The sequence below is a fragment of the Cryobacterium sp. GrIS_2_6 genome (assembly GCF_035984545.1).
Classification (GTDB): Bacteria; Actinomycetota; Actinomycetes; order Actinomycetales; family Microbacteriaceae; genus Cryobacterium.
Genome location: NZ_JAXCHP010000001.1, coordinates 2,720,855 through 2,744,561, shown reverse-complemented (window position 1 = coordinate 2,744,561; position 23,707 = coordinate 2,720,855). Strand labels below are relative to the sequence as shown.

General features: G+C 69.7%; 22 protein-coding genes, 1 tRNA gene and 2 pseudogenes. 20 read left to right on the top strand and 5 right to left on the bottom strand.

The window, feature by feature from the left end; all coding sequences use genetic code 11:
* Positions 1-351: 351 nt before the first annotated feature.
* The 5 genes and pseudogenes from RCH22_RS13495 to RCH22_RS21210 form a co-directional block, all read left to right on the top strand.
* Positions 352-1,297: pseudogene (locus tag RCH22_RS13495) on the top strand (TadA family conjugal transfer-associated ATPase).
* 14 nt (positions 1,298-1,311) lie between these two features.
* Positions 1,312-2,325, top strand: coding sequence for a hypothetical protein (locus RCH22_RS13490; RefSeq protein ID WP_327014394.1), 1,014 nt, complete (start codon positions 1,312-1,314; stop codon positions 2,323-2,325).
* Positions 2,326-2,809: 484 nt separating this feature from the next.
* Positions 2,810-3,016 (top strand): DUF4244 domain-containing protein, encoded by a 207-nt coding sequence (locus RCH22_RS13485; protein WP_327014393.1) that lies wholly within the window; start codon positions 2,810-2,812, stop codon positions 3,014-3,016.
* Positions 2,997-3,395: a TadE family type IV pilus minor pilin gene (locus RCH22_RS13480; protein ID WP_327014392.1), complete on the top strand. Its 399-nt coding sequence runs from the start codon at positions 2,997-2,999 to the stop codon at positions 3,393-3,395. Before RCH22_RS13485 ends, RCH22_RS13480 begins: the two co-directional genes overlap by 20 nt.
* A gap of 86 nt (positions 3,396-3,481) precedes the next feature.
* A pseudogene (locus RCH22_RS21210) lies at positions 3,482-3,772 on the top strand (Rv3654c family TadE-like protein); the annotation flags it as partial.
* A 126-nt stretch (positions 3,773-3,898) separates the two neighbouring features.
* Here RCH22_RS21210 and RCH22_RS13470 read toward each other — a convergent pair.
* On the bottom strand, positions 3,899-4,141 hold the full coding sequence (locus RCH22_RS13470) for a hypothetical protein (protein ID WP_327014390.1): 243 nt from the start codon (positions 4,139-4,141) through the stop codon (positions 3,899-3,901).
* Positions 4,142-4,282: 141 nt separating this feature from the next.
* Between RCH22_RS13470 and topA the strand changes: the two genes are divergently transcribed.
* The 6 genes from topA to RCH22_RS13440 all read left to right on the top strand — a co-directional run bounded on the left by topA (position 4,283) and on the right by RCH22_RS13440 (position 11,821).
* Entirely contained in the window at positions 4,283-7,357 is a 3,075-nt protein-coding gene (gene topA / locus RCH22_RS13465) for a type I DNA topoisomerase (protein WP_327014389.1), read from the top strand.
* Complete coding sequence (gene tmk / locus RCH22_RS13460) at positions 7,354-8,016, top strand: dTMP kinase (protein ID WP_327014388.1); 663 nt, start codon at positions 7,354-7,356, stop codon at positions 8,014-8,016. The genes topA and tmk overlap by 4 nt, the downstream gene beginning before the upstream one ends.
* 55 nt (positions 8,017-8,071) lie before the next feature.
* Positions 8,072-9,271, top strand: coding sequence for a DNA polymerase III subunit delta' (locus tag RCH22_RS13455; RefSeq protein WP_327014387.1), 1,200 nt, complete (start codon positions 8,072-8,074; stop codon positions 9,269-9,271).
* Positions 9,272-9,371: 100 nt separating this feature from the next.
* The gene (locus tag RCH22_RS13450) at positions 9,372-10,982 is read left to right on the top strand and encodes an alpha/beta hydrolase (RefSeq protein ID WP_327014386.1); all 1,611 of its coding nucleotides are present in this window, start codon (positions 9,372-9,374) and stop codon (positions 10,980-10,982) included.
* A gap of 75 nt (positions 10,983-11,057) precedes the next feature.
* Complete coding sequence (locus RCH22_RS13445) at positions 11,058-11,696, top strand: TetR family transcriptional regulator (protein ID WP_327014385.1); 639 nt, start codon at positions 11,058-11,060, stop codon at positions 11,694-11,696.
* Between the two features lie 52 nt (positions 11,697-11,748).
* Positions 11,749-11,821, top strand: a tRNA-Thr gene (locus tag RCH22_RS13440).
* Between the two features lie 51 nt (positions 11,822-11,872).
* Here the strand turns inward: RCH22_RS13440 and RCH22_RS13435 are convergent.
* A complete protein-coding gene (locus RCH22_RS13435) occupies positions 11,873-12,445 on the bottom strand; it encodes a hypothetical protein (RefSeq protein ID WP_327014384.1) in 573 nt (190 codons plus the stop codon).
* Between the two features lie 420 nt (positions 12,446-12,865).
* On the opposite strand from RCH22_RS13435, the gene RCH22_RS13430 reads away from it, so the two are divergent.
* The 3 genes from RCH22_RS13430 to RCH22_RS13420 all read left to right on the top strand — a co-directional run bounded on the left by RCH22_RS13430 (position 12,866) and on the right by RCH22_RS13420 (position 14,277).
* The gene (locus tag RCH22_RS13430) at positions 12,866-13,126 is read left to right on the top strand and encodes a hypothetical protein (protein ID WP_327014383.1); all 261 of its coding nucleotides are present in this window, start codon (positions 12,866-12,868) and stop codon (positions 13,124-13,126) included.
* 71 nt (positions 13,127-13,197) lie between these two features.
* Positions 13,198-13,419, top strand: a complete 222-nt coding sequence (locus RCH22_RS13425; protein ID WP_327014382.1) for a hypothetical protein — start codon at positions 13,198-13,200, stop codon at positions 13,417-13,419.
* A gap of 69 nt (positions 13,420-13,488) precedes the next feature.
* Positions 13,489-14,277 (top strand): alpha/beta fold hydrolase, encoded by a 789-nt coding sequence (locus RCH22_RS13420; RefSeq protein ID WP_327014381.1) that lies wholly within the window; start codon positions 13,489-13,491, stop codon positions 14,275-14,277.
* A 119-nt stretch (positions 14,278-14,396) separates the two neighbouring features.
* Here the strand turns inward: RCH22_RS13420 and RCH22_RS13415 are convergent, their stop codons facing one another.
* A complete protein-coding gene (locus tag RCH22_RS13415; protein WP_327015535.1) occupies positions 14,397-14,897 on the bottom strand; it encodes a 2'-5' RNA ligase family protein in 501 nt (166 codons plus the stop codon).
* A 133-nt stretch (positions 14,898-15,030) separates the two neighbouring features.
* Positions 15,031-15,936 (bottom strand): LysR family transcriptional regulator, encoded by a 906-nt coding sequence (locus tag RCH22_RS13410; RefSeq protein WP_327014380.1) that lies wholly within the window; start codon positions 15,934-15,936, stop codon positions 15,031-15,033.
* Between the two features lie 116 nt (positions 15,937-16,052).
* Here RCH22_RS13410 and alsS point away from each other — a divergent pair, with 116 nt between their 5' ends.
* The 5 genes from alsS to RCH22_RS13385 all read left to right on the top strand — a co-directional run bounded on the left by alsS (position 16,053) and on the right by RCH22_RS13385 (position 22,756).
* Positions 16,053-17,843, top strand: a complete 1,791-nt coding sequence (gene alsS / locus RCH22_RS13405; RefSeq protein ID WP_327014379.1) for an acetolactate synthase AlsS — start codon at positions 16,053-16,055, stop codon at positions 17,841-17,843.
* Positions 17,840-18,574, top strand: a complete 735-nt coding sequence (gene budA / locus RCH22_RS13400; protein WP_327014378.1) for an acetolactate decarboxylase — start codon at positions 17,840-17,842, stop codon at positions 18,572-18,574. The genes alsS and budA overlap by 4 nt, the downstream gene beginning before the upstream one ends.
* A 242-nt stretch (positions 18,575-18,816) precedes the next feature.
* On the top strand, positions 18,817-20,355 hold the full coding sequence (hemG, locus tag RCH22_RS13395) for a protoporphyrinogen oxidase (protein WP_327014377.1): 1,539 nt from the start codon (positions 18,817-18,819) through the stop codon (positions 20,353-20,355).
* Positions 20,352-21,554 carry a TIGR04053 family radical SAM/SPASM domain-containing protein gene (locus RCH22_RS13390; RefSeq protein WP_327014376.1) on the top strand — a complete coding sequence of 401 codons (1,203 nt, stop codon included), beginning with the start codon at positions 20,352-20,354 and terminating at the stop codon, positions 21,552-21,554. The genes hemG and RCH22_RS13390 overlap by 4 nt, the downstream gene beginning before the upstream one ends.
* Positions 21,551-22,756, top strand: a complete 1,206-nt coding sequence (locus RCH22_RS13385) for a ferrochelatase (protein ID WP_327014375.1) — start codon at positions 21,551-21,553, stop codon at positions 22,754-22,756. Before RCH22_RS13390 ends, RCH22_RS13385 begins: the two co-directional genes overlap by 4 nt.
* 57 nt (positions 22,757-22,813) lie before the next feature.
* On the opposite strand, the gene RCH22_RS13380 is transcribed toward RCH22_RS13385, so the two are convergent.
* On the bottom strand, positions 22,814-23,422 hold the full coding sequence (locus tag RCH22_RS13380) for a TetR/AcrR family transcriptional regulator (RefSeq protein ID WP_327014374.1): 609 nt from the start codon (positions 23,420-23,422) through the stop codon (positions 22,814-22,816).
* Between the two features lie 47 nt (positions 23,423-23,469).
* Between RCH22_RS13380 and RCH22_RS13375 the strand changes: the two genes are divergently transcribed.
* On the top strand, positions 23,470-23,598 hold the full coding sequence (locus RCH22_RS13375) for a hypothetical protein (protein WP_327014373.1): 129 nt from the start codon (positions 23,470-23,472) through the stop codon (positions 23,596-23,598).
* Positions 23,599-23,707 lie beyond the last annotated feature (109 nt).

The following is a 23,707-nucleotide window of genomic DNA, read 5'->3' as shown; positions in this document are numbered from 1 at the left end:
ACGTTTGGTTCCCCCCAATCAGCGTGATGCCGAGGCGGCACCTGTTCCCCCCAATAGGTGCCGCCCCCCTTTTTTTAACGACCAGGCGGTTTTCCGGCCGTTTCCTGGAAGTTCCCGGGCCGTTATCCGGAAGTTTTCCGGCAGTTCCCCGGCGCGTCCTCCACAATCGTCGTGCAGGGCGAAGTGTCCCCAGCCTGGGTTGTGGCCCCCGCCCACGAGCTCATCGCCGGATACTTTCGGGTCATGGTGCAACCGTTCGTCGCCGTCCCGTCGCTCAGCCATGAGCGGATGCCCGAGGTCGCCGACCCGGGCGAGCGCGCGTCGGTGACGGGGCCGGTGCCCGGGCGGGACCTGACCGGACTGGGCCTGCTCGCGCGGTACGCGGCATCCGCCGGAGTGACCGACCTGTTCGTGAACGGCGAGGCCGGCCTCTGGGTCGATGCGGGCCTCGGTCCGGTGCGCGAGCCGGGCTGGCGGTGCGCCGAGGCCGAGGTGCGGGCGCTCGCCGTGCGGCTGATCGCCCTCGGCGGCCGGCACATCGACGAGGCGAGCCCGTGCGTCGATGTGCGGCTGGCCGACGGCATCCGCGTGCACGCCGTGCTGCCGCCGGTGTCGAGCACGGGTACCCTGCTCTCGATCCGGCTGCCGCGGCCCGACCGGCCGCGACTGGACGCGCTCGCCGCCGCGGGCCTGTTCGGCTCCGGGGCGGCGGGCCTCGCGCTCAGCGACCGGCTGCGTGCCGCGGTGCACGGCCGGGAGAACCTGCTCGTGACCGGGGCGGCCGGCAGCGGCAAGACCACCCTGCTGGCAGCACTTCTCGGCGAAGCGCCGCCGGGGGAACGCATCGTCGTCATCGAGGACGTCGCCGAACTTCAGTTATCTATACCCCCACGTCGTGGCGCTCGAATCGCGGCAGCCGAACCTCGAGGGCGCCGGGCGGGTCGGCCTGGACGCGTTGCTCCGCGAGGCCCTGCGGATGCGCCCGGACCGGCTGGTGCTCGGCGAATGCCGCGGCGGCGAACTCCGCGAACTGCTCGCCGCTCTCAACACCGGTCATGACGGTGGTGCGGGCACCCTGCACGCGAACTCCCTGGGCGACGTGCCCGCCCGGCTTGAGGCCCTCGGGGCGCTCGCCGGGATGAGCCAGGCGGCCGTCGCCCGGCAGGCGGTCAGCGCGATCGGCCTCGTGCTGCACCTCGAGCGCCGCCGCGGTGAGCGCAGGCTCGCGCAGCTCGGCCGGTTCGAGCTCGACGCCCGCGGGCTGCTGGTGGCCGTGCCGGTCGGGGGCGCCCCGTGATAGGCCGAGGACCGGTGCAGCAAGCCCGCGGGGACGCCGACATCGAGGACGCGGCCCGGATCGTGCAGCGGCTGGCCGTGCTCCTCTCGGCGGGGGTGTCGCCCGTGAACGCATGGGGATACCTGGACGAGGGCGCCGGCCCGGCCGCCTCTCGTGCCGTCCCGAAGGGTGCGGATCGGAGGCGACCGCGGGTGAACCGGGCGGGTGGCGATTCGCCGGCCGTCGGCATCCGTGTCGTGCGCGCCGCCGGTCTCGCCGCGAGCCGCGGGGACAGCGTTGCGGAGGCCATTGCGGGGGAGGCGCGGGCCGTTGGCGGGCAGTCGGGCGATGCCTGGTTGGCGGTCGCCGCCGCGTGGGAGGTGGCGACCCGGTCCGGGGCGCCGCTCGCCGCATGCCTGCGTCAGCTCGCGGCCAGCCTGCGCGACCTCGGTCGGCTGCACGCGGACCTCGAGACGGCGCTGGCCGGCCCGGCCGCGACCGCCCGGCTGGTCGCCGTCCTGCCGCTCGTCGGGATCCTCTTCGGTGTGCTGCTCGGGTTCAACACCGTCGCGACGCTGTTCCTGACCGTACCGGGCTGGCTGTGCCTCGGCAGCGGTACCGGACTCATGCTCGCGGGGAGCCGGTGGAATCGTCGGCTGCTCCGGCGGGCACGGGCCCGAACCCCGACGCCGGGCCTCGACCTGGACCTGACCGCGATCGCGATGAGCGGCGGCGGTTCGGTCGACCGCGCCCAGGCCCTGGTGACCGAGGCGCTCGACCGCTATCTCCCTGTCGACGGTGACCGGCGCACCGCCGGGGACCGGGTGCTGGACCTGGCCGTGCGCGCCGGCGTGCCCGCCGCCGAGCTCCTGCGCAGTGAGGCCGAGCAGCTGCGCCGCGACGCCCGGACTGCGGGCCAGCGGCGGGCGGTCACCCTCGGGATCGCCCTTCTGGTTCCCCTCGGGGTGTGTGTCCTGCCCGCCTTCATGCTGCTCGGCGTGGTTCCACTCCTCGTGACGGTTCTGTCGACGACGCTCTCGGAGTTCTAGCCGGGGCAGCCGGGCGCGGAAAAGACCCGGGCACGAAAAAAGAGCCGGACCAGAGGGCCCGGCTCTTTCGAAGTCACGGTGAAATTGTCCAGCTGCTCTAGTCCTTGCGCTCCGGACGAGCTTTCTTGTCGGCGCGTTTTTCCTTCAGAGTCTTCGCTGCGGCAGTCTTGCCGGTGCTCTTCTTAGGGGATTTGTCTGCCATCAGCGCCTCGTTCCCCGGACCCTTGTGGGTGCCGTTGGGAAGACACTACGCTCATCATTCGCCAAAGGTAACCCCTTTCTGAAATTGGTCGTCGCGGAACAAAAATCGCCTCCTCCCGGCACTCTCGCGATCCAACGGGGCGGGCGTCCTCAACGGGGCCGCGTTGGGCGGCGTTGTCCACCGAATCCGGATCGACCGCGGGATTCGGTGTTTGGCGGGCGAATCTGGAACCGATCGTGCCGCCGGACAACCGCGTCGATCGACGCGAGAGGAGAAGAACAGATGCCGAGCACCACAGACACGGTGAAACGACGACCCCACCGGGCCATCAGGCGCCTGCGGGAGGATGCGGGCGCCGCGACCGCCGAGTACGTGATCGCCACGATGGCGGCCGTCGGCTTCGCGGGATTGCTCATCCTCATCCTTCGGGGAGACGAAGTGCGCGGCATCCTCACCGAGCTGGTGCGCCATGCCCTCACGGTGGGGTAGCCGGAGGGACGCATCCCGTGCCGCGGCCTGTGGTGCGACCCGCAGCCATGGGAGCAGCGTCCCGGCCGAGGGCGGCAGCATCACGGCCGAGTTCGCCGCCGTCATTCCGGCCGTGCTCCTCGTGCTGCTGCTCTGCCTCGGCGGGGTGCAGGTCGGCGGTCAGCAGGTCCGGCTGGCGGATGCCGCGGCCCAGGCCGCCCGGTCCCTCGCCAGGGGCGACGGGCTGGACCACGCGACCAGTCTGGCCCGGCAACTCGTCGGCGACGCGGCCGTCTCGGTGGACCAGCGCGGTGACGCGGTGTGCGCCCGGCTGAGCGCTCCCGCCGCGCTCGGGATCACCGTGACGGCGGGCTCCTGCGCGCTCGGAGGCGCCGCGTGACGCACACCCGCCCGTCGGGCGCCGACACTCCCGGCACCGGCACCGGCACCGGCACCAGCCGACACCACGGGCGGGCGCCCGTCCGCATGGCCGGCGTCGCGGAACCACCCCCGGCCGCGGGCGATCGCGGCTCCGGGTCGGTGCTCGCAGTGGGCATCCTCGGGGCGGTCGTGCTGCTGACCGCGCTCCTGCTCCCGTTCGTCGCGGTGCTCATCGTCGGCCAGTCCGTGCGGGCGGCGGCGGATGCCGCGGCGCTCGCCGCAGCGGACACGCTGTCGGGACTCGTGGCCGGGGTGCCCTGCCAGGCCGCGGCCGAGATCGCGGCCCTCGACGGGGCATCCGTGGCGCTCTGCACAACGGTCGGCCCGATCGCGAGCGTCACGGTCACACGTGAATTTCTCGGCTGGAACCTGAGAGCACGCGCCAGGGCCGGTCCACCGGGTTCGACGGGTGCGCCGGGAGGCGGAGCTTCGCCCGGGACCGACCGGGGCGGAGCGGCCGGCTCAGTCGAAAATGGCCTCGAGGTAGCGGTAGTCGACGGCCGTCGGCCTCTCGGGAAACTCCGTGGAGTCGAACTCCAAGCCGGCGCCGCGGGTATAGAGGTAGCGCTTGCCACCGGACTCCGCGGGAATCTCCAGACGAGGCCGGATATCGCCCGTCTCGAGGAACTCGGTGGCGATCGTCTTGCCTTCGAGGGGGCCGTCCGTAAGCTTCGCGGTGTACCTGCCCGTAGCTGCTGTACCCATGCCTCCATTGTCCTCACCCAGGCGAGGCTGGCAAGCCCCAAAGCCCTGTGTGACGTGTGGCCGATTAGGTGGGCACCATCTTTCTGTGTGTATGGTGTGCCTTGGCCCTTCAACGGGTCGATACCTATAAAGAGGAGTCTGGTGCCAGGCACTAAGAAGCTGGTCATTGTCGAATCGCCGACAAAAATGAAGTCGATCGCCGCGTATCTCGGCGACGGCTACGAGGTCCTGTCCTCGGTCGGCCACATTCGGGACCTGATCGAGCCAAAAAACCTGCCCCCTGAACTGAAGAAGGGGCCCCTCGGCAAGTTCTCCGTCGACGTCGACAACGGCTTCGAGCCGTATTACGTCGTCTCCGACGCGAAGAAGAAGACCGTCGCCGAACTCAAGCGGGCGATGAAGACGGCCGATGAACTCCTGCTCGCAACTGATGAGGACCGCGAAGGCGAGGCCATCGCCTGGCACCTCCTGCAGGTCCTCCAGCCCAAGGTCCCGGTCAAGCGCATGGTGTTCCACGAGATCACCAAGGAAGCGATCCTGAAGGCCAAGGACAATACCCGCGACCTCGACACCGCCCTCGTCGACGCGCAGGAGACCCGGCGCATCCTCGACCGCATCTACGGCTACGAGATTTCCCCCGTGCTCTGGCGCAAGGTCGGTCCCGGCCTCTCCGCCGGTCGCGTCCAGTCCGCCGCGACCCGGCTCGTCGTCGACCGTGAACGCGAACGCCTCGCGTTCGTCTCCGCCGGCTATTGGGACCTCTCGGCCCAGCTCGCCTCCGGCACGGCGCGCGAGGATACCGCTTTCCAGGCCAAGCTCGTGCGCCTCAACGGCGAACGCATCGCCTCCGGCGGCGACTTCGACGATCTCGGTCGCCTCAAGCCCAAGGTCACGGCGACGACGCTCGATGAGGCATCCGCCCTTGCCCTCGCCGACGCGCTCAAGGAACCGAGCGTCGCGATCACCGTGACCAAGGTCGCCTCCAAGCCGTACCGTCGCAGCCCGGCTGCCCCGTTCACGACGTCGACCCTGCAGCAGGAAGCCGCCCGCAAGCTGCGCTTCACCGCCCGGCAGACCATGAGCGTCGCCCAGTCGCTCTACGAAAACGGTTACATAACCTATATGCGTACCGACTCGCCGTCGCTCTCGCAGCAGGCGATCACCGCGGCCCGCAACCAGGCATCCTCTCTCTACGGCCCCGAGACGGTTCCGGCCCAGCCGCGCCTCTACAAGGGCAAGAGCAAGAACGCGCAGGAGGCCCACGAGGCCATCCGTCCCTCCGGCGACACCTTCCGCACGCCCTCCTCGCTCGCGAACACCATCCGCGGCAACGACTTCCGCCTCTACGACCTGATCTGGAAGCGCACCGTCGCCTCGCAGATGGCCGACGCGACCGGTTCGACCGCGTCCGTCACCATCGCCGCAGGCCCGACCGGCGTCTCGCCGCACCCCGCGGCGTCCGGAGTGCTCGCCGAGTTCTCCGCGAGCGGCACGGTGATCACCTTCCGCGGCTTCATGCTCGCCTACGAGGAATCCCGCGACGAAGAGCGCAACGCGCCCACCGACCCGACCGAGTCCAAGCTGCCGCCGCTCGAAGAGGGCCAGTCACTGTCCCTGCTCGAGGTTGAGGCCAAGGGTCACGAGACCACCCCGGCCGCCCGATACACGGAGGCGAGCCTCGTCAAGAAGCTCGAAGAGCTCGGCATCGGCCGCCCGTCGACGTATGCCTCGATCATCTCCACGATCACCGACCGCGGCTACGTCACCCCGCGCGGCCAGTCGCTCGTGCCGAACTGGATCGCCTTCTCCGTGGTGCGCCTGCTCGAGGAATACTTCACCGATCTCGTCGAATACGACTTCACCGCCGAGATGGAAGACGACCTCGACCGCATCGCCGACGGCAAGGCCGACCGCGTCGATTGGCTCAACAGCTTCTACTTCGGCTCGGAGAAGCACCGCGGTCTCCGCCAGGTGGTCGACAACCTGGGCGAGATCGACGCCCGGTCGATCAACTCGATGCCGATCGGTGACGACATCACCCTCCGCATCGGCAAGTACGGCCCCTACCTCGAGGTCATCGATCCCGCTGCCGCAGCGGATGCCCCGCCGCGCCGGGTGAACATCCCGCCGGACCTCGCACCCGACGAACTGACCCCCGCGAAAGCACGTCAGCTCATCGACGCGCCCGTCGTCATCGACCGCGTCATCGGGGTCAACCCGGAGACCGGCAAGAACATCGTCGCCAAGGACGGTCGTTTCGGCCCGTACGTCACCGAGCTCGACCCGGCACCCGCCGTCGTCGAACCCGCCGTCGTCGAGCTCGTCGAAACCCAGACCGAGTCCGCCGGTGAGACCATCGACCCGCTCACCGGTGAAGTGACCCAGCTGGTGGACGCCGGCGCTCCCGCAGCGAAGCCCAAGCGCAAGCCGGCCGCGAAGAAGATCGCCCCCGCCGACAAGCCGCGCACCGCCTCGCTGTTCAAATCGATGGACCTCGCGACGATCGATCTCGAGACCGCGCTCCGGCTGCTCGCCCTCCCGCGCGTCGTCGGCCTCGACCCCGAAACGCAGACCGAGATCACCGCACAGAACGGAAAGTTCGGCCCGTACCTGAAGAAGGGCGTCGACACCCGCTCGCTCACCAGCGAGGATCAGATCTTCGAGATCGACCTGCCCGGAGCGGTCGAGCTCTACAGCCAGCCCAAGTACGGTGCGCGGCGTGCGTCGAGCGCCCTGAAGGAATTCGAGACGCCCGACCCGGACAGCGGCAAGGCGATCAAGATCAAGGACGGCCGATTCGGCGCCTACGTCACCGACGGGGTCACGAATGCGACGATCCCGAAGGCCGAGACGGTCGAAGAGATCGATTTCGACCGGGCCGTGCAGCTCCTCGCCGACAAGCGCGCCAAGGGACCGGCCGTCAAGAAGGCGCCCGCGAAGAAGGCCCCGGCCAAGAAACCGGTCGCCAAGAAGCCCGCAGTGAAGGCGGCGGCCGTCAAGAAGCCCGCCGTGAAGAAGCCCGCCGTGAAGAAGGCCACCGTGAAGAAGGCCACCGTGAAGAAGGCCACGGCCACGAAGACCACGGCCACGAAGACCGCAGTCACCAAGACCGCTGTCCGCAAGCCGGCCGTCAGCAAGACCGGGACCTCCACCAAGACCGCGACCACCAGGACTGCAGCGACGAAGACTCCCGCGGGTTCGACCACCCAGTCGTGACCGCACCAGACGTGACCGGGGCGGCCTCCACCGAGGCCGCCCCGACCGGGCTCTTCATCACGCTCGAGGGCGGCGACGGCTCGGGCAAGTCCACCCAGGCCCGGCTGCTCGCCGAGTGGCTCGGCGAGCAGGGCCGCACGGTGCTGCGCACCCGGGAGCCCGGCGGAACCGTCGTCGGCGTCGAAATCCGCGAGATCGTGCTGCACCACACCGGCGAAGTATCCCCGCGCACCGAGGCCCTGCTCTACGCGGCCGATCGCGCCCAGCACATCGCCACTGCCGTGCGTCCGGCGCTCGCCCGCGGGGAAGTGGTGGTCCAGGACCGCTACCTCGACTCATCCGTCGCTTACCAGGGCGCCGGACGGGTGCTCGGCGCCGCCGAGATCCGCGAGCTGTCGCTCTGGGCTGCGGAAGGCCTGCTGCCCGAGGTCACCATCCTGCTCGACCTCGATGAGACAGTCGCGCGCGGCCGACTCGACGCCGCCAACAAGCGTTTCGACCGCCTCGAGGCCGAGAAGGGCGACTTCCACCGGCGGGTGCGTGCGGCATTCCTCGACCTCGCCCGAGCCGAGCCCGACCGCTTCCTGGTCGTGGATGCCGCGAGCCCGGTCGACGAGATCGCGGCGGCCATCCGCTCCCGCGTCGCCCCCCTGCTCTGACCGGCCAGGGAAGCGCTCGGGGCGGGATGTCAGCGGCGACCGGTACCCTGAGGGAATGAGCGTGTGGGACAACCTGACCGGCCAGGCGGATGCGATCGCGGTCTTCCGCGCCGCCGCCGCGCCGCAGCAGAGCGCGGCTGACGCCCCCGCCGGCACCGCCGGCAGCACCGGCATCTCGGCATCAAGCACCTCCGCGTCCATGACGCACGCCTGGCTCATCACGGGCCCGCCCGGTTCGGGCCGGTCCAACCTGGCTTTCGCCTTCGCCGCCGCCCTCCTCAGCCCGGGAACGCCCGCCGAAGACGCGACCGCCGAACGGCTCGTGGAGGCCCGCACCCACCCCGACCTCGTCGTGCTCGCCACCGAGGGCGTCATCATCAAGATGGAATCCGTCAAAGAGGCCGTCAAACGCTCCCAGTATTCGCCCTCGGTCGGCCGCTACCGGGTCATCGTCGTCGAAGACGCCGACCGCATGGTCGAGCGCACCTCCAACGTGCTGCTCAAGGCCCTCGAAGAACCGCCGGAACGCACCGTGTGGATCCTGTGCGCCCCGAGCGAGGCCGACCTGCTGCCGACCATCCGGTCCCGGGTGCGCACGGTCCGGTTGCGCGTGCCGAGCGTCGCCGACGTCGCCGCACTCCTCGTCGCGCGCGAGGGCGTCGACCCCGTCATCGCCGAGCGCTGCGCCCGCGAGGCTCAGAGCCACATCGGAATGGCGCGGCGGCTGGCCACGAACCCCGAGGCCCGCGAACGGCGTGAGGAAACCCTGAAGGCCGCGCTCGGCATCCGTGGGGTGTCGTACGCGGTGAACGCCGCGGCGCGACTTCTCGCGATCGCGGGAGACGACGCGAAGGCGATCACCCTCGAGAGGGACGCCGCCGAACGCGAGGGCGTGCTTCGCTCCCTCGGCGTCGAGCCGGGCAAGTCGGTGCCGCCCGCGCTCCGCGGCCAGATCAAGGCGCTGGAAGACGACCAGAAACGGCGGGCCACCCGGAGCCTGCGCGACGGGATCGACCGGATCCTGGTGGATCTGACCTCGCTGTACCGGGATGTGATCATGGTACAGTTCGGCCGCGAGAATGAAGTGATCAACCGCGAGCTCCTCGTCGGAGTGCGCGCCGCAGCGGCGGCGTGCGCGACCGTCACGACGCTCGCGACACTGGACGCCATCGCGATCGCGCGGCAGAGAATTGAATCCAATGTGGCACCGGCCCTGGCCCTCGAGGCAATGCTGGTTTCCGCCATCCGACGTTAAAGCGATGACCACGACGATGACCGCCAAGATGCCACCGCCCACGCGCGGCGCTCGTGAGAGCCTGAACCGCCTGCATGACCAGACCAGTAAAGAGGAACCGTTGACCACACGCATCCGCCAGCGCCCGGCGTCGAACGGCCCGGCGTCAAACGGCCCGGCATCGAATGGCACACGGACGCGCCGCCCGGCCGCCCGCCGCTTTGCGAGTCTGGCCGCCGCCGTCGTCGTCACGATGGGGCTCAGCGGATGCGTGCCCGCGTTCCTGCCGCAACCCTCCGCCTCGACGTCGTCCCCCACCGGGGAGAGCGTCAGCAGCGCACTCGATCCGTTCTACAACCAGGTGCTCACCTGGACCGACTGCGGCAACAGCCTGCAGTGCACCACCGCGAAGGCCCCGCTCGACTGGAGCGCTGCCGGAACCGACACCGTCGACCTCGCCCTCGTGCGGCACGTCGCGACCGGCAACCGGGTCGGATCGCTCCTGGTCAACCCCGGTGGTCCCGGCGGCTCCGGGTACGACTTCGTGAAGGGGTCCCTCGACTACGCCACGGATGCGAAGCTGCAGGCCGGATTCGACATCGTCGGGTTCGACCCGCGCGGCGTCGGCCGCTCATCAGCGGTGAAGTGCTACGGGGCTGCCGAGATGGACCAGTACCTGTACGCCATCCCAACGGCAGCCCGCGGTACGGACGCCTGGATCCAGGAGGTCGAAAAGTCCTCGACCGACTTCGGAGCCGCCTGCGCCACGAACACCGGCGCCCTGCTCGCCCACGTCGACACCGTGAGCGCCGCCCACGACCTCGACATGCTGCGTGCCGTGCTCGGCGACACGCAGCTCAACTACCTCGGCTACTCCTACGGCACCTTCCTCGGCGCGACCTACGCCAACCTGTTCCCGGACAAGGTCGGCCGCCTCGTCCTCGATGGAGCCCTCGACCCGTCCACGAGCAACGCCGAGGTGACCCGGGTGCAGGCCGTCGGCTTCGAGAGCGCGCTGCGCTCTTACCTCGCCGATTGCCTCGCTGGATCGAAGTGCCCGTTCAACGGCACCGTCGACCAGGCGATGACCACCATCTCCGCGCTGCTCGACTCGGTGGACCGGAGCCCGATCGCCGCGAGCGACGGCCGGATGCTCGGCGCCAACACGCTGCTCACCGCCATCATCTACCCGCTGTACCAGGCGTCGGCATGGCCGAACCTGAGCGAGATGCTGTCGAGCGTGATGCAGGGCAACACCAAGATCGCCTTCCAGTTCGCGGACGCCTACAACGGCCGCAACTCCGACGGGACATACCTCGACAATTCGACCGAGGCCTTCCTGGCGATCAACTGCCTCGACTACAGCTACAACGACGACCCGGCCGTGATGCGCGCCGACGCCGCGGCCATCGAGGCCGCAGCGCCGGTCATCGGCAAGTACATGGCTTACGGCGACACCGGGTGCGCGAACTGGCCGGACAAGTTCACCGGAACCCGCGCCGAGATCCACGCGCCGGGAGCGGCGCCGATCCTCGTCGTCGGCACGACGAACGACCCGGCGACACCGTACGTGTGGGCGCAGAGCCTCGCCAGGCAGCTCGACAGTGCGCAGCTCGTCACGTACGCGGGCGAGGGGCACACCGCGTACAACAAGTCCAATGCCTGCGTGAACAACGCGGTGGACTCCTACCTGCTGCAGGGGACGGTGCCGGCGACGGACCCGAAGTGCTGATGCGCGGGGGCGGCCGTGCGGCATCCGGTTACGGCTCGAGGACTGCACATTTGCGCGCCGTGTAAGAATGTGACCATGGTGGATGTTGCGGAAGAACCCGGCCTGCGTGAACGGAAACGTCTGGCGACCCACCGGGCCATCCAACTCGCTGTGCTCACGCTCGCGTCCGAGCGCGGGGTCGACAAGGTCACCGTCGAGGACATCAGCCGGATCGCCGATATCTCTCCCCGCACGTTCTTCAACTACTTCCCGTCGAAGGACGCCGCCCTCGCCGGTGACGATCTCACCCTCGGTTCCGAGGCGGAGATCGAGGACTTCGTACGCAGGAGCCCCTCCGGCGACATCCTCGTCGACCTCGCGGTGCTACTCTCGACCAGCGTGCAGAATTCCGAGGACGACCGGGAGATCCACCAGCTGCGGCGACAGGTGATGAAGGAAAACCCCTACCTGTTCGGAATGCGGATGGCCACCCTCCGCAGCTTCGAGGGGCACCTCGACGACGTGATCAGCCGGCGCCTCGCGGCGGACGATCCCGTGCTCGCCGCCGACCCGATCGCGCTGCACCAGCGCGCCCTGTTGCTCACGCTCGTCGCTGTCGCAGCCCTGCGACACGCCTGGCGCTGCTGGGCCGAGGGCGACGAGTCGGAGCCGCTCGCCGATCGGGTGAGGGCGTCGTTCGCGGGGCTGTACGAATTGACCCTCCGGACCAGCTAAGCTTTGTTGCTGTGTCACCGCGCGTTTCCGGAAGGACGCATTCGGGCGTCACGCCGCCTTAGCTCAGTTGGTAGAGCATCTCACTCGTAATGAGAAGGTCGTCAGTTCGATTCTGACAGGCGGCTCCCTTCCCGCATCGCCCGGCCCGCTCTGTTCGTGCTGTTCCTGTGCTCGCTCTATCGGTCGGCGAGGAGCAGGTTGAGTCGCCTTCCCGCCGGCGCGGTTTCCTTGTTCGTGCCCATCAGTTGGGCATCGTTCAAATAGGTGAGGTCGTCGACTGTGATGCCGAATCGGGCGGCCACGTCGGCGCGGTATTCATTCGTTGCGGCGGTATAGCCCGCAGGCTTGCCGTCGATGACGTCGACTGCGCCCCCGGCGCCGGGCGTCGCACCGGAGTCGACGGGGTCGAGGTAGCCGCGGAGCGGCGTGAAGGTCCAACGGATGTCGGCGCGCGCGACGACGGCCTCAAGGCAGTCCGTGTCCGTCGTGCCGAGTTGAGCGGGGGTAGTGACCAGGATGACCTGGTCGATTCCGCTGGGATCTCCGCTGAGGATGCCGAGGTTACCCCAGCCGTAGGCGCCGCTTCCGCTCGTGAACTGCCCGAAGTCCATGCGGGAGCCGCCGTCGTAGCAGGTTTGGTTCGCCGGTATGGGCTGGGTCGCGGTCACCGCGTCGACAACGGCCGCTGCCGGAGTGACGAGGTCATCGATGTGGAGCGTGAGCTCGGTTCCGTGGAAATCGAACCTCACATTGCCGGTAGTACCGTTGTCGGACGTCAGCGTGCCCGTTCCGATGGTCCCGGTCGGGAGCGTCCCCGGAACGCCTGGTTGTGTTGCCGGTGAATCCGCGGATGCAGACGGCGTTGGGGCTGGCGTGCCGATGGCCCCGCCGCTCGAGCAGCTCGTGAGAACCACCAGCACCGATATCAACCCGCATGTTGCCGCGATTCCGCGCATCTCATACCCCCGTGTGCAGATCCTAAGGGCTGGAACACCTGACCAGTGCGGTCTTCATTCTGCGCGGCCCGGCGACGGCGTACTGCGGCGCGGCGCTTCGTCGACCGTCCCTATCGCTCGGAGGTAAGCGGCGGTACGGTCTGCGCGATGACCGGTTCGCGCGAACGCACCGCTCACCCTCCTGTCCCAGCGTCGGAACCGAGAGAGGCAATCATGACAACGGTGTTGATATTCCACGAGGTCGATGACGTCGAGCACTGGCTCAACTCACCCAGGCGGGAGGAGATGTTCGGGCCGCTCGGCATCAGTATCCAGGCCTTCATCGACCCGACCGACGACCACAGGGTCGGACTGATCGCCGACGTACCCGACATGGACGTCTTCCAGCGGGTGATGGCGTCCGGAGCCGCGGCGGAGGCGATGCAGTTCGACGGCGTCCGCCCGGAAACAGTCGTGATGATGGTGGAGGGCTGAGGATGTATGCCCGAATCAGCACCTTCAGGACCGGCCCAGACACCGACCCCCACGCGAATGAGAATGCGACCATGCTGCGGGTGCTGGCGAACCCCGGCTGCCGCGGTTTGTACTTCCTGAAAGGCACGGAGAATGACACGGCCCTGGCCATCACGCTCTGGGACTCGGAGGACTCCCTCGCGGGGAGCAGGGAGCCCGCGGAGTCCATTCGCGCCGACTCGAGCACCGAACAGCACCTGACGATCGTCGACGTCGAGGAATTCGAGGTGACGGCGAGCACCTTCATCGGCTGAGCCCGGCGGCGCCCTCCCTGGCGCGCTCGTTACGATGGGGGAGTCTCAGGCCCCGCTCGGAAGGCATCCATGGAGTACGCCCTCGCGCCCGACGGCGCCCGCATCGCCTGGTCGTCGACCGGCGGCAACGCGACAGGAGACCCCGTCGTCCTGGTCGCGGGGCAGGGCGTCTCGAGCCGATCCTGGTCTCCGCTGCTGCCGACGCTCGGTACCCGGCACCGGGTGATCACATTCGACACCCGCGGGGTCGGCGACAGCGAGCCCGGCGCCGACGCGCGCTTCACGACGGCGGCGCTCGCCGAGGACATCGTCGCCGTGCTGGACGCCGCAGGGATCGACAGGGCGCACGTGTACGGGCATTCGATGGGCGGCCGGGTCGCGCAGTGGTTCGCGATCAACCACCCTGATCGCCTGGGTGCCCTCGTGCTCGGCGCGACGAGCGGCGGCGATGACCGTGGCCTGACCCGCACGGCTGACGTCGCCCAGCGCATGGCCCGCGGCGACGCGCTCTCCATGGGTCCGCTGTTCTTCACGGATGCCTTCATCACGTCCCACCCGGACCTCGTCGCCGCCATGTTCGTGCGACCGACCTCCGTCCACACCCGGCGCCTCCTGTTCGGCGCGAGCACCGCGCACGACGCCTGGGACCACCTCCCCGGGATCACCGCGCCGACGCTCGTGCTGCACGGCGACGCCGACGAGGTCACACCAGCGGGGAACGGCGAACGCCTCGCCGAACATATTCCGAATGCCGCATTCGGTGAGCTGCCCGGTCTGCGGCACGGCTACTTCCTCGAGAGCGCGTGGGCGACGGATGCCGTCCTCAGGTTCTTCGCGGTGCATCAGCTCGCCGCCTGACGCACCTTTCTCTTCGCGCGCCACATGCGCCGCTTCGCGCCAGGCGTGCCGGGCGCGAAGCGGCGCAACTGGCGCGCCTGCGCTGGGTTGCGGCCGCCGACGCGTGCCGGCCGTCGAAGCTAGGCGCCGGCCGGGCCGGGGCGCGGGCGCAGCGGGATCGTCGCAAGAACGGCGCGGCCGGCCGGGTCGGCCCGGGGCGCCATATCGACGAGCGCGAGCTGGCCGAGATCGAGGGTCTCGCCGGTATGCACCCGCGCGTGGTGCTTGTCGGTGACGTGCGCCCGGAATTCGGTACCGGTGAAAGCCGCCTCATCCGGGGCGGCTGCGAACGGGAGCACGGCGGCGACCACGAGGTCGTGCAGGGCGGTCAGCTCGGGGTGCGGCTCGAGCACGGTCACGGGAATGTCGTGGCGCCGTCCGAAGCGTTCGGCGCCGCCGGCGACCACGCTCAGCGCGGGCAGGGCGGATGCCGCGGCCGCGAGAGCCTCCTCGATCACGCTGGGCGCGGCATCCGTCAGGAACGGCGCCAGCACCGTCACGTGCAGGGGCCAGTCGCGCACCAGGAAGGTATCGCCGACCGTCAGCGGCGTGAGCGGCAGGACCACGACGAGCCGGGGCATCACCGCGTCACCTGACCGCGGCATCCGCTGGCCGAGCCCGAACCAATTCGACGGAGATTTTGCCCGGAAAGCGCTTCAATCTCGTTCCTACGTGCTTTTTCATCAAAAACTCCGTCGAATTGGTTGGGGCGGGTCACCGGATCGCGCCGGTCTCGTCGTCGGCGAGGGCCAGGTCGATGAAGGCCCGCACCGCCGCCGACAGCCGGCGGGTGCGCGACGCCGCGAGGTAGACGGTGAAGTCGGGCATGCCCGCGACGGGGAGGCGCCGCACGTTGCGGGCGTCGCGGGCGGCGAATTCGGGAAGCAGGGCGACGCCGAGCCCGTTGGTCACGTATTCGGCGGCGGTGCCGATGTCGGAGACCTCGATCATCACCCGGCGTTCGAGGCCGGCCGCGGCGAAGGTCTCGTCCACGATCTGCCTGCTCGCGTAGCCGGGCGGCAGGTCGATGTACTCCTCGGGGGCGAGGTCGTCGAGATGGTCGAGCCCGACGTGCCCGGCCGTGGCGAGGCGGTGATCGGCCGGGACCACGAGCACCATCGGCGAGGAGGAGATCGGCGCGGCCACGAGCTGGGTGGGCACGGGTCCGCTGAGCGCGAGGAACGCGAGGTCAAGTTCGCCCGTCGCGAGCTCGTCTAGGAGCCCGGCCGAACCTCGCCTGGCCGCGCGCAGCCGCACCCCGACCCCCGGGTGGCCGGTGCGGAACAGCCCGAGCAGGCGCGGCACGTTGACGAGGGTGACCGAGGTCATCAGGCCGATCACGATCGACCCGGTGATCGCGTGGGTGGTCTCCTCGGCGGCGTCGCGCACCCCGTTCACTGCGTCGAGCGCCTCGCGCACCTTGGGCAGCAACAGCTCGCCCGTCGAGGTGAGCCGGATCTGCCTGCGGCTCCGGTCGAAGAGCTCGACGCCGAGCTCGTTCTCGAGCGCGCGCACACCCGCGGACACCGCGGACTGCGCGATCGTGAGCCGGTCGGCGGCGCGCGTGAAGCTCAGTTCGCTCGCCACCGCGCTGAAGAATTCGAACTGTCGCACATCCACTCGTGCATCATCTCATTCACAGATCGTTTCCATCATCATTCGGCGTTGTTTCTTATCTGTCCGAGCGGGACGATAGATACAGGGAGCCGCTCGAACGGCGAACCGGAAGGCATGACGTGACGAACAATTCAACTGTCCTGGGCAGCGGCCCCGTGGCGGACACCCCGATCCAGGCGGATGCCCGGGTCCAGACAGACCCTCATTCCGCGGTCCCCTCGATAACGGATGGCCTCGGCGCGCCCGCCGCGCCCCGGCGCTCGGCCGACCGGGTCGTCGAGGTACTCAAGGCCCACGGGGTGAAATGGGTGTTCGGCGTTCCCGGCGCCAAGATCGACCCCGTCTACGACGCCCTCGTCGACGACGGCCCCGAACTCATCGTCTGCCGGCACGAGCAGAACGCGGCCTTCATGGCCGCCGCCGTCGGCCGGCTGAGCGGCCAGCCCGGGGTCGTGCTCGTCACGAGCGGGCCCGGCACCTCCAACCTCGCGACAGGGCTGCTCACGGCCACGACAGAGGGCGACCCGATGGTCGCGATCTGCGGCGCGGTGTCCCGGGCCGACCGGCTCAAGCGCACCCACCAGTCAATGGACGCCGTCGGCATGCTCTCCGCCGTGACCAAGTCCGCCGGCGAGGTCAGCGTCGCCGACAACGTGCCAGAGGCCATCGCCAACGCGTTCCGCCGCGCGACCCAGGAGCCCAAGGGCGCCGCCGCCGTCGTGCTCCCGTACGACGTGCTCGTCGACACGACGACCGTGTCGATGACGGGCCCGCACTGGGTGCCGCGCCTCGGCGCCGCCCCGGCGGAGAGCGTCACGCGCGCCGCCGAACTGCTGAAGGGCGCGAAATTCCCGGTCATCCTCGCCGGCGCACGTGCGGGGTCCGACCGGGCGACCGTTGCCCTGCATCGCCTGCTGGGCGTCGCCGACCTGCCCGTCGTCGAGACGTTCCAGGCGGCCGGCGTGCTGTCCCACGAGCTCGAAGAGCACTACCTCGGCCGGGTGGGCCTGTTCCGCAACCAGCCGGGCGACATCCTGCTGCATAAGGCCGACCTCATCCTCGCGATCGGCTACGACTTCGTCGAGTACGAGCCCTCGAAGTGGAACAAGGACCACCAGCGCCGGATCATCCACCTCGACGAGCTCTCCGCAGACCTCGACGACTACTACCGCCCGACGATCGAGCTGCGCGGCGACGTCGCCGAGACCATCGACGCGCTCGCCCGGCAGATCGACGGCCTCGAGCTCAGTGCCGCGGCATCCGCTGTCGTCGCCACCGAACGGGCCCGCCTCGCCGAGGCCGACGAACCGCATTGGAACGACGACGAGTCGGAGGGCGTGCACCCCGCCGCCCTGACCCTCGCGATGCGCAAACTGCTGCCCGATGACACGACCGTGCTGTGCGACGTCGGGTCGCACTACATCTACATGGCCAGGCACTTCCGCACCTATCACCCGCGCACGCTGCTGTTCTCGAACGGGCAGCAGACCCTCGGCGTCGCCCTGCCGGGGGCGATCGCCGCGACCCTTGTGCGGCCGGGCACCCCGGTCGTCTCCGTCTCGGGCGATGGCGGCTTCCTCTACTCGGCAATGGAACTCGAGACAGCGGTGCGCCTCGGCTCGACGTTCACGCACGTGATCTTCAACGACGGCACTTACGACATGGTCGCGTTCCAGCAGCAGGGCAAGTACGGCCGCACCTCCGGCGTGCAGCTCGGCGACTACGACGCGGTCACCTACGCCGAATCCTTCGGCGCCCACGGCTACCGGGTCACGCACCTCGACGACTTCGCTGGCGTGCTGAAACAGGCCATGGCCGAGCCAGGGCCGAGCATCATCGACGTGCGCGTCGACTACCGAAACAACCGGGATGAGCTCATGGCTGATCTGGAAAGCGATGTGCTGCAGTGAGTGAATTCACGGTCTCCCGACACGAGATCTTCCAGACAAGCCTGATGAGCGCCCTGCTCGACGGCGTGTACGAGGGCGAGATGACCGTGCGCGACCTGCTCGGCCACGGCAGCTTCGGCATCGGCACCTTCAACGGGCTCGACGGCGAGATGCTGATCCTCGACGGCAGCTGCTACCAGCTTCGCGCCGACGGCGGAGTCTCCAAGGCCGATCTCGGCGCGCACACGCCGTACGCGGTCGTCACGAACTTCGTCCCCCACGTCGAGAGCGATCTGCCGGAGGGTGTCCTGCGCGCGGAGGCATCCGCGTTCATCGACCACATGACCTCGTCGGAGAACTACATGTACGCGCTGCGTATCGACGCCGAGTTCGAGTGGATCACCATGCGCACGGTCGTCAAGCAGGAGAAGCCGTATCGCCCGATGGTCGAGGCGACCGACGAGGACGCGATCGTCGAACTGCACAACGTGACGGGCACGATCGTCGGCTTCCGCACCCCGCTCTACGAGCAGGGCATCGGCGTTCCCGGCTGCCACGCCCACTTCGTCACCGACGACCGCAGCGCCGGCGGCCACGTGCTCGACTTCAAGCTGAAGTCCGGCCACGCCGCCCTCTGCCTCGGCACCGACCTGCGCCTGCAGCTGCCGCTGACGGATGCCTTCCGCGACGCCAATCTCTCGCCAGACGACCTCGAGTGGCAGCTGCAGAAGACCGAGTCGCACGCGAAGTAGGCATAGCCGCGGTCTCGGGTCACCGCGGCATCCGTGCGAAATGCAGGAGAAGCGGTTCGCTGAGGCTGGGGGAGCCTCGATGCGGCCCTGATCCTGCATTTCGTGGGCGGATGCCGGGCGCGGCACCGCCGGACGCCGACACTAGTGTCGGAAAACCCTTTCCAGCCGAGCCGTAGGATCGATGGAACGGTGTGCTCCAGCCTTCCGACTGTGCCGGTCCACCGGCAACGGAAGGACCATACGTGCTCTCTCGACCCCGGGTCGTCATCGTCGGCGGCGGAATCAGCGGACTGGCGACAGCCCACTATCTGCACCAGTCGCTCGGGGACGGGGTGCTGATCACCGTGCTCGAGGCCTCCCCCCGCCTCGGCGGCAAGATCGTCACCGAGGACTTCGCCGGGCACTCGGTCGACGCCGGCCCCGATGCGCTGATGGTGCGCGCACCCGTCGCCGTGAACCTCCTCACCGACCTGGGCCTCGCCGACCTCGTCGTCGCGCCCGCGAGCGGGGGATCGCGGATCTGGTCCCGCGGCCGGCTGCGCACGCTGCCCGCCGGCACCGTGTTCGGCATCCCCGATCGACTGCTGCCGCTGCTGAAGTCACGCTTGCTCTCCCCGCTCGGCTTCGCCCGGGTACTCCTCGACCTCGTGCTCCCCGCCGGGCGCACCCTGCCGGCCGACCCCACGATCGCCGAGATCGTGGTCCCGCGGATGGGCCACGAGGTCTTCGACCGGCTCGTCGACCCCCTCCTCGGCGGCATCCACGCCGGTCGCGCCGACGAGCTCAGCGCACACAGCACCGCCCCCGACATCGAGGTGCTCGCCCGCGGCAACCGCAGCCTGAACCTCGCGCTTCGCCGCCGGCGCCGCGCCGGGGCCGCGAAGGCCGCCGGCGCGTCCCGCGCCGTGGCTGTCGCCACCGCAGGGCATGCCGCGGCCGGGTCCCGCGCGACGGCGCCCGCCGGAACGGCACCCCGGCTCGCCCGGGCCGGCGGGGCCACCCTCGTCACTGTCGAGGGCGGACTCGCCCGCCTCATCGACGCGCTCGCCGCGCGGGCGGCGAGCGACGACATCCGCCTCGGCACGGCCGCCACGAGTCTGGCCCGCGAGGGTGCCGGCTACCTCGTGGGTCTCTCCGACGGGACCAGTGTCGAGGCCGACGCCGTCGTGATCGCCACCCCCGCGTTTGTCGCCGCCGGACTGCTCCTGGCCGAGAACCCCGTGCTCGGGGCCGCGCTCGCCGGGATCCCCTACACGGACGTCGCGACGATCTGCCTCGCCTACCCGCGCTCCGCGCTCGGTCGCCCACTCGGCGGCAACGGGTTCCTGGTTCCGCCGGTCGAGGGCAAACTCGTGGTCGGCTGCACGTTCTCGAGCGAGAAATGGCCGCACCTCGCCGATGAGGAGACCGTCATCATCCGCTGCATGGTCGGGCGCGCCGGGGACACCCGCTGGGCCGGCCTCGACGACACGACGCTCGTCGCGCAGGTGCACGCCGAACTCGTCGAGGCGCTCGGGCTGATCGAGAGGCCCACCAGCCACCACATCGAGCGCTGGCCGCTCGGGATGCCGCAATACGTCGTCGGGCACCAGGGCCGGCTCGACACCGCCGACCGGGAGCTCGCCGCACTGCCCGGGGTGCACCTGGCCGGATCGGGGTATCGCGGAGTCGGCCTTGCGAGTTGCGTCGCCGACGCCGAGCGGGTCGCCACCCGGATCGCCGAAAGCATCGCCGCCGGCACCATCGCCGCGGCGCAGGCACCGAGCGAGGTCGGCGCATGAGCATCGTGGACGAGACCAGAAGCCACGTGCTCGGCCACCCCGCCGTGCTGCCGACGCTGCCCGCCGCCCGGCGCGGCCCCGGCCCCGACTACTCGAAGCGCCCGATGCTCGTGTTCTGGGAGACGACCCGGGCCTGCGCCCTCGCCTGCAAGCACTGCCGCGCGAGCGCGACGATGCAGGCGCTGCCCGGTGAACTCACGACGGCCCAGGGCAAGGACCTGATCGACCAGATCGCCGGCTTCGGCCGACCGTACCCGATCCTCGTGCTCACCGGCGGCGACTGCCTGATGCGCCCCGACCTGTTCGAACTCGTCGAATACGCCACCGGACTCGGACTGCCGACGGCGCTCTCGCCCTCGGTCACGCCCACCCTCACCGCCGCGATGATCGAGAAGATCGTGGCGAGCGGGGTGAAGGCCGTGTCGATCAGCCTCGACGGCGCGAGCGCACCGACCCATGAGGGCGTGCGCGGCATCCCCGGCCACTTCGAGGACACCGTCAACGCCATCCGCGCCCTCGCCTCCGCCGGGCTCAGCGTGCAGGTGAACACGACGGTGATGCGCGCGAACGTCGACGAACTGGCGGATGTCGCCGCCCTCATCTCGAACGCGGGCGCGGCCATCTGGGAGGTCTTCTTCCTGGTGCAGGTCGGACGCGGCGTCTCGACGGAGGCTGTCACGCCCGAGGAACACGAGGAGATCTGCCACTTCCTCTTCGATGCTTCCCAACACGGTTTCATCGTCCGCACGGTCGAGGCCCCGTTCTTCCGCCGGGTCGTCGCCCGGCGCCGCGCGGGAGACCCCGCGCCGGAGACCGCGCTCTACCAGCGGCTGGCCGGCCGGCTCGAGTCCCTGATGGGGCCGTCGATCGGACTGCCCCGCGCGCAGACGGCGTCGACCCGCGACGGCAAGGGCATCGTCTTCGTCGCCTACGACGGCGAGGTCTACCCGGCCGGCTTCCTGCCGCTCGGCCTCGGCAATGTCGAGACGACCCCGCTCGCCGAGATCTACCGCGACAACCCGCTGCTCAAGCAGATCCGCGCGACCGAATTCTCCGGACGCTGCGGGAGCTGCGAATACGCCGACCTCTGCGGCGGCTCGCGGGCGCGCGCCTTCGCCTCGAGCGGAGATCCCCTCGGCGAAGACCCGGCCTGCCCGTACCAGCCGGGGGCGGATGCTGCGGCCGGCCTGACGGTATGAGCGAGACGGGGGAGGAGACCCAGCCTGACCGCGCATACGACGCCGTGCTCCTGCTCGGCTTCGGCGGCCCCGAGGGGCAGGACGACGTCATCCCCTTCCTCCGTAACGTCACCCGTGGCCGCGGCATCCCCGAGGAACGGCTCGAGACCGTCGCGACCCATTACCGTGCGTTCGGGGGAGTGAGCCCGGTCAACGGGCAGAACCGGGCCCTGCGGGCCGCCCTCGAGGTGGAGTTGGCCGACCGGGGTGAGCCGCTGCCGGTGTACTGGGGCAACCGCAACTGGACGCCCCTGCTCGCGGACACCGTGCGGGCGGCATCCGCTGCCGGTCATACCCGGCTCCTCGCGATCACGACGAGCGCGTACAGCTCGTACTCGAGCTGCCGCCAGTACCGTGAGGACATCGCGGGGGCCCTGACGGCAACCGGACTCGACGCCACCGTGCGCATCGACGCGGTGCGCCCCTACTTCGACGCGTCCGGCTTCGTCCTGCCCTTCGTCGAGGGCGCGCGTGCCGCGCTCGCCCGCCTCGCCGCGCGGGGCGTGCCGGTCGATCGCACCCACGTGCTCTTCACAACGCACTCGATCCCGACAGCGGATGCTGACCGCAGTGGTCCGCGCGACGCCGGCTGGGGCGCGGGTGGGGCCTACCTCGCCCAGCACCGGGCCGTCGCGGTCGCCGTGATGTCCGCCCTCGCCGATCCCGGCGATCCCGCCGCCCACGCCGAATCCGGCGCTGCCGCCATCCCCGACCCATCCCGGCCGGCCTGGTCGCTCGCCTTCCAGTCCCGCTCCGGCCCACCGGCGCTGCCGTGGCTCGAACCCGACGTCAACGACGCCCTCAGGGCGCTCGCCGCCGACGGAACCGAGGCCGTCGTGATCGTGCCGATCGGCTTCATCTCCGACCACATGGAGGTGCTCTGGGACCTTGATACCGAGGCCGCCGCCACCGCAGCCAGCCTCGGACTGGCGATGGAACGCGTCGCAACCCCCGGCATCCACCCCGCCTTCGTCGCCGCCCTCGCCGGGCTCGCCCTCGAGCGCCTGCACGGCCGCATTGGTACCCGTGAGGTGTCGCAGATCAACGTTCGCGCGGCCTGCGAACCTCGATATGCGACACCTCAGGGTGGCCGATGGGGTGACGTGTGCCCGAGTGGATGCTGCGAGAAAGGGGCCGGACGTCCCGGTCGTCCCGCGTCATGACCATAACCGCCAAACTCGCCGCCCACACAGCCGCTGCAGAGTGGTGCGGCGAGGGATTCAGACGTCGATCGTGAAGAGGGGGCGCAGGTAGCGCCGGAGCTCCTCAGCCATGTCGAGGGTGTCAGGGGCGAGCAGCCACTGCACCTGCAGGCCGTCGCTGAGCGCGATGAGCGACCGCGCGGCGCTCTGCGGATGTACTCCCTCGCGCAGCTGACCGACAGCCTGAGCGTTGGTGAATGCCTCGATCATCAGGGAAACCACCCAGCTGTACCTGTCGAGGAAGTACTGGTGAGCGGGGTGCTCTGGAGCGGTCGCCTCAGCAGAAAGCACACAGTGCAGTTCCACAAGACCCGGGGCAAATTCGGCGTTGTACTCGGCCACGCGCACGATGCCGCGAATTGTCTCGATGTCGGGCGTGCCATCGATGGGGACGAGCGCAACGGAGCGCTCGTCGCGCAGTGCGAGCACGCCCGCGAGCAGCTCGTTCTTGTTCGAGAAGTGGTGCAGCAGGCCGGCCTGGCTCATCCCGACCCGCTCGGCGATCTCCCGCAGCGAGCCGTTACGAAAACCGTGGTTGGCGAAGACCTCGATACCGGCCTCGAGGATCTCCCGGCGCCGTCCTGCCGTTTTGGCATAGCTTCCGCGCGACTTCCCCGTCATAGTCATGCGGCGACTCTAGTCTGAAATCCATCGACCATCCGAAAACCGTGTGCTTGAGCGTTTTTTCGTATTGCGTCTTCAGCCACGTGACCCTGGCCTGGCACACGCTTCTGGCCGGGTACCTCACCGTGGTCTTCGCGGTGCTGAGCATGCTCGAACTCGACCGATGGTGCCCCCCTTGAGTCGTTATGTTTCGCCTCGGGACGTCCCGCATCGCGCGCACTTGGTAGCGTGAACGCCACGCAGTACATGGTCGCAGGGGCGCCGGTGACCATCCATCCGAGAGATCCC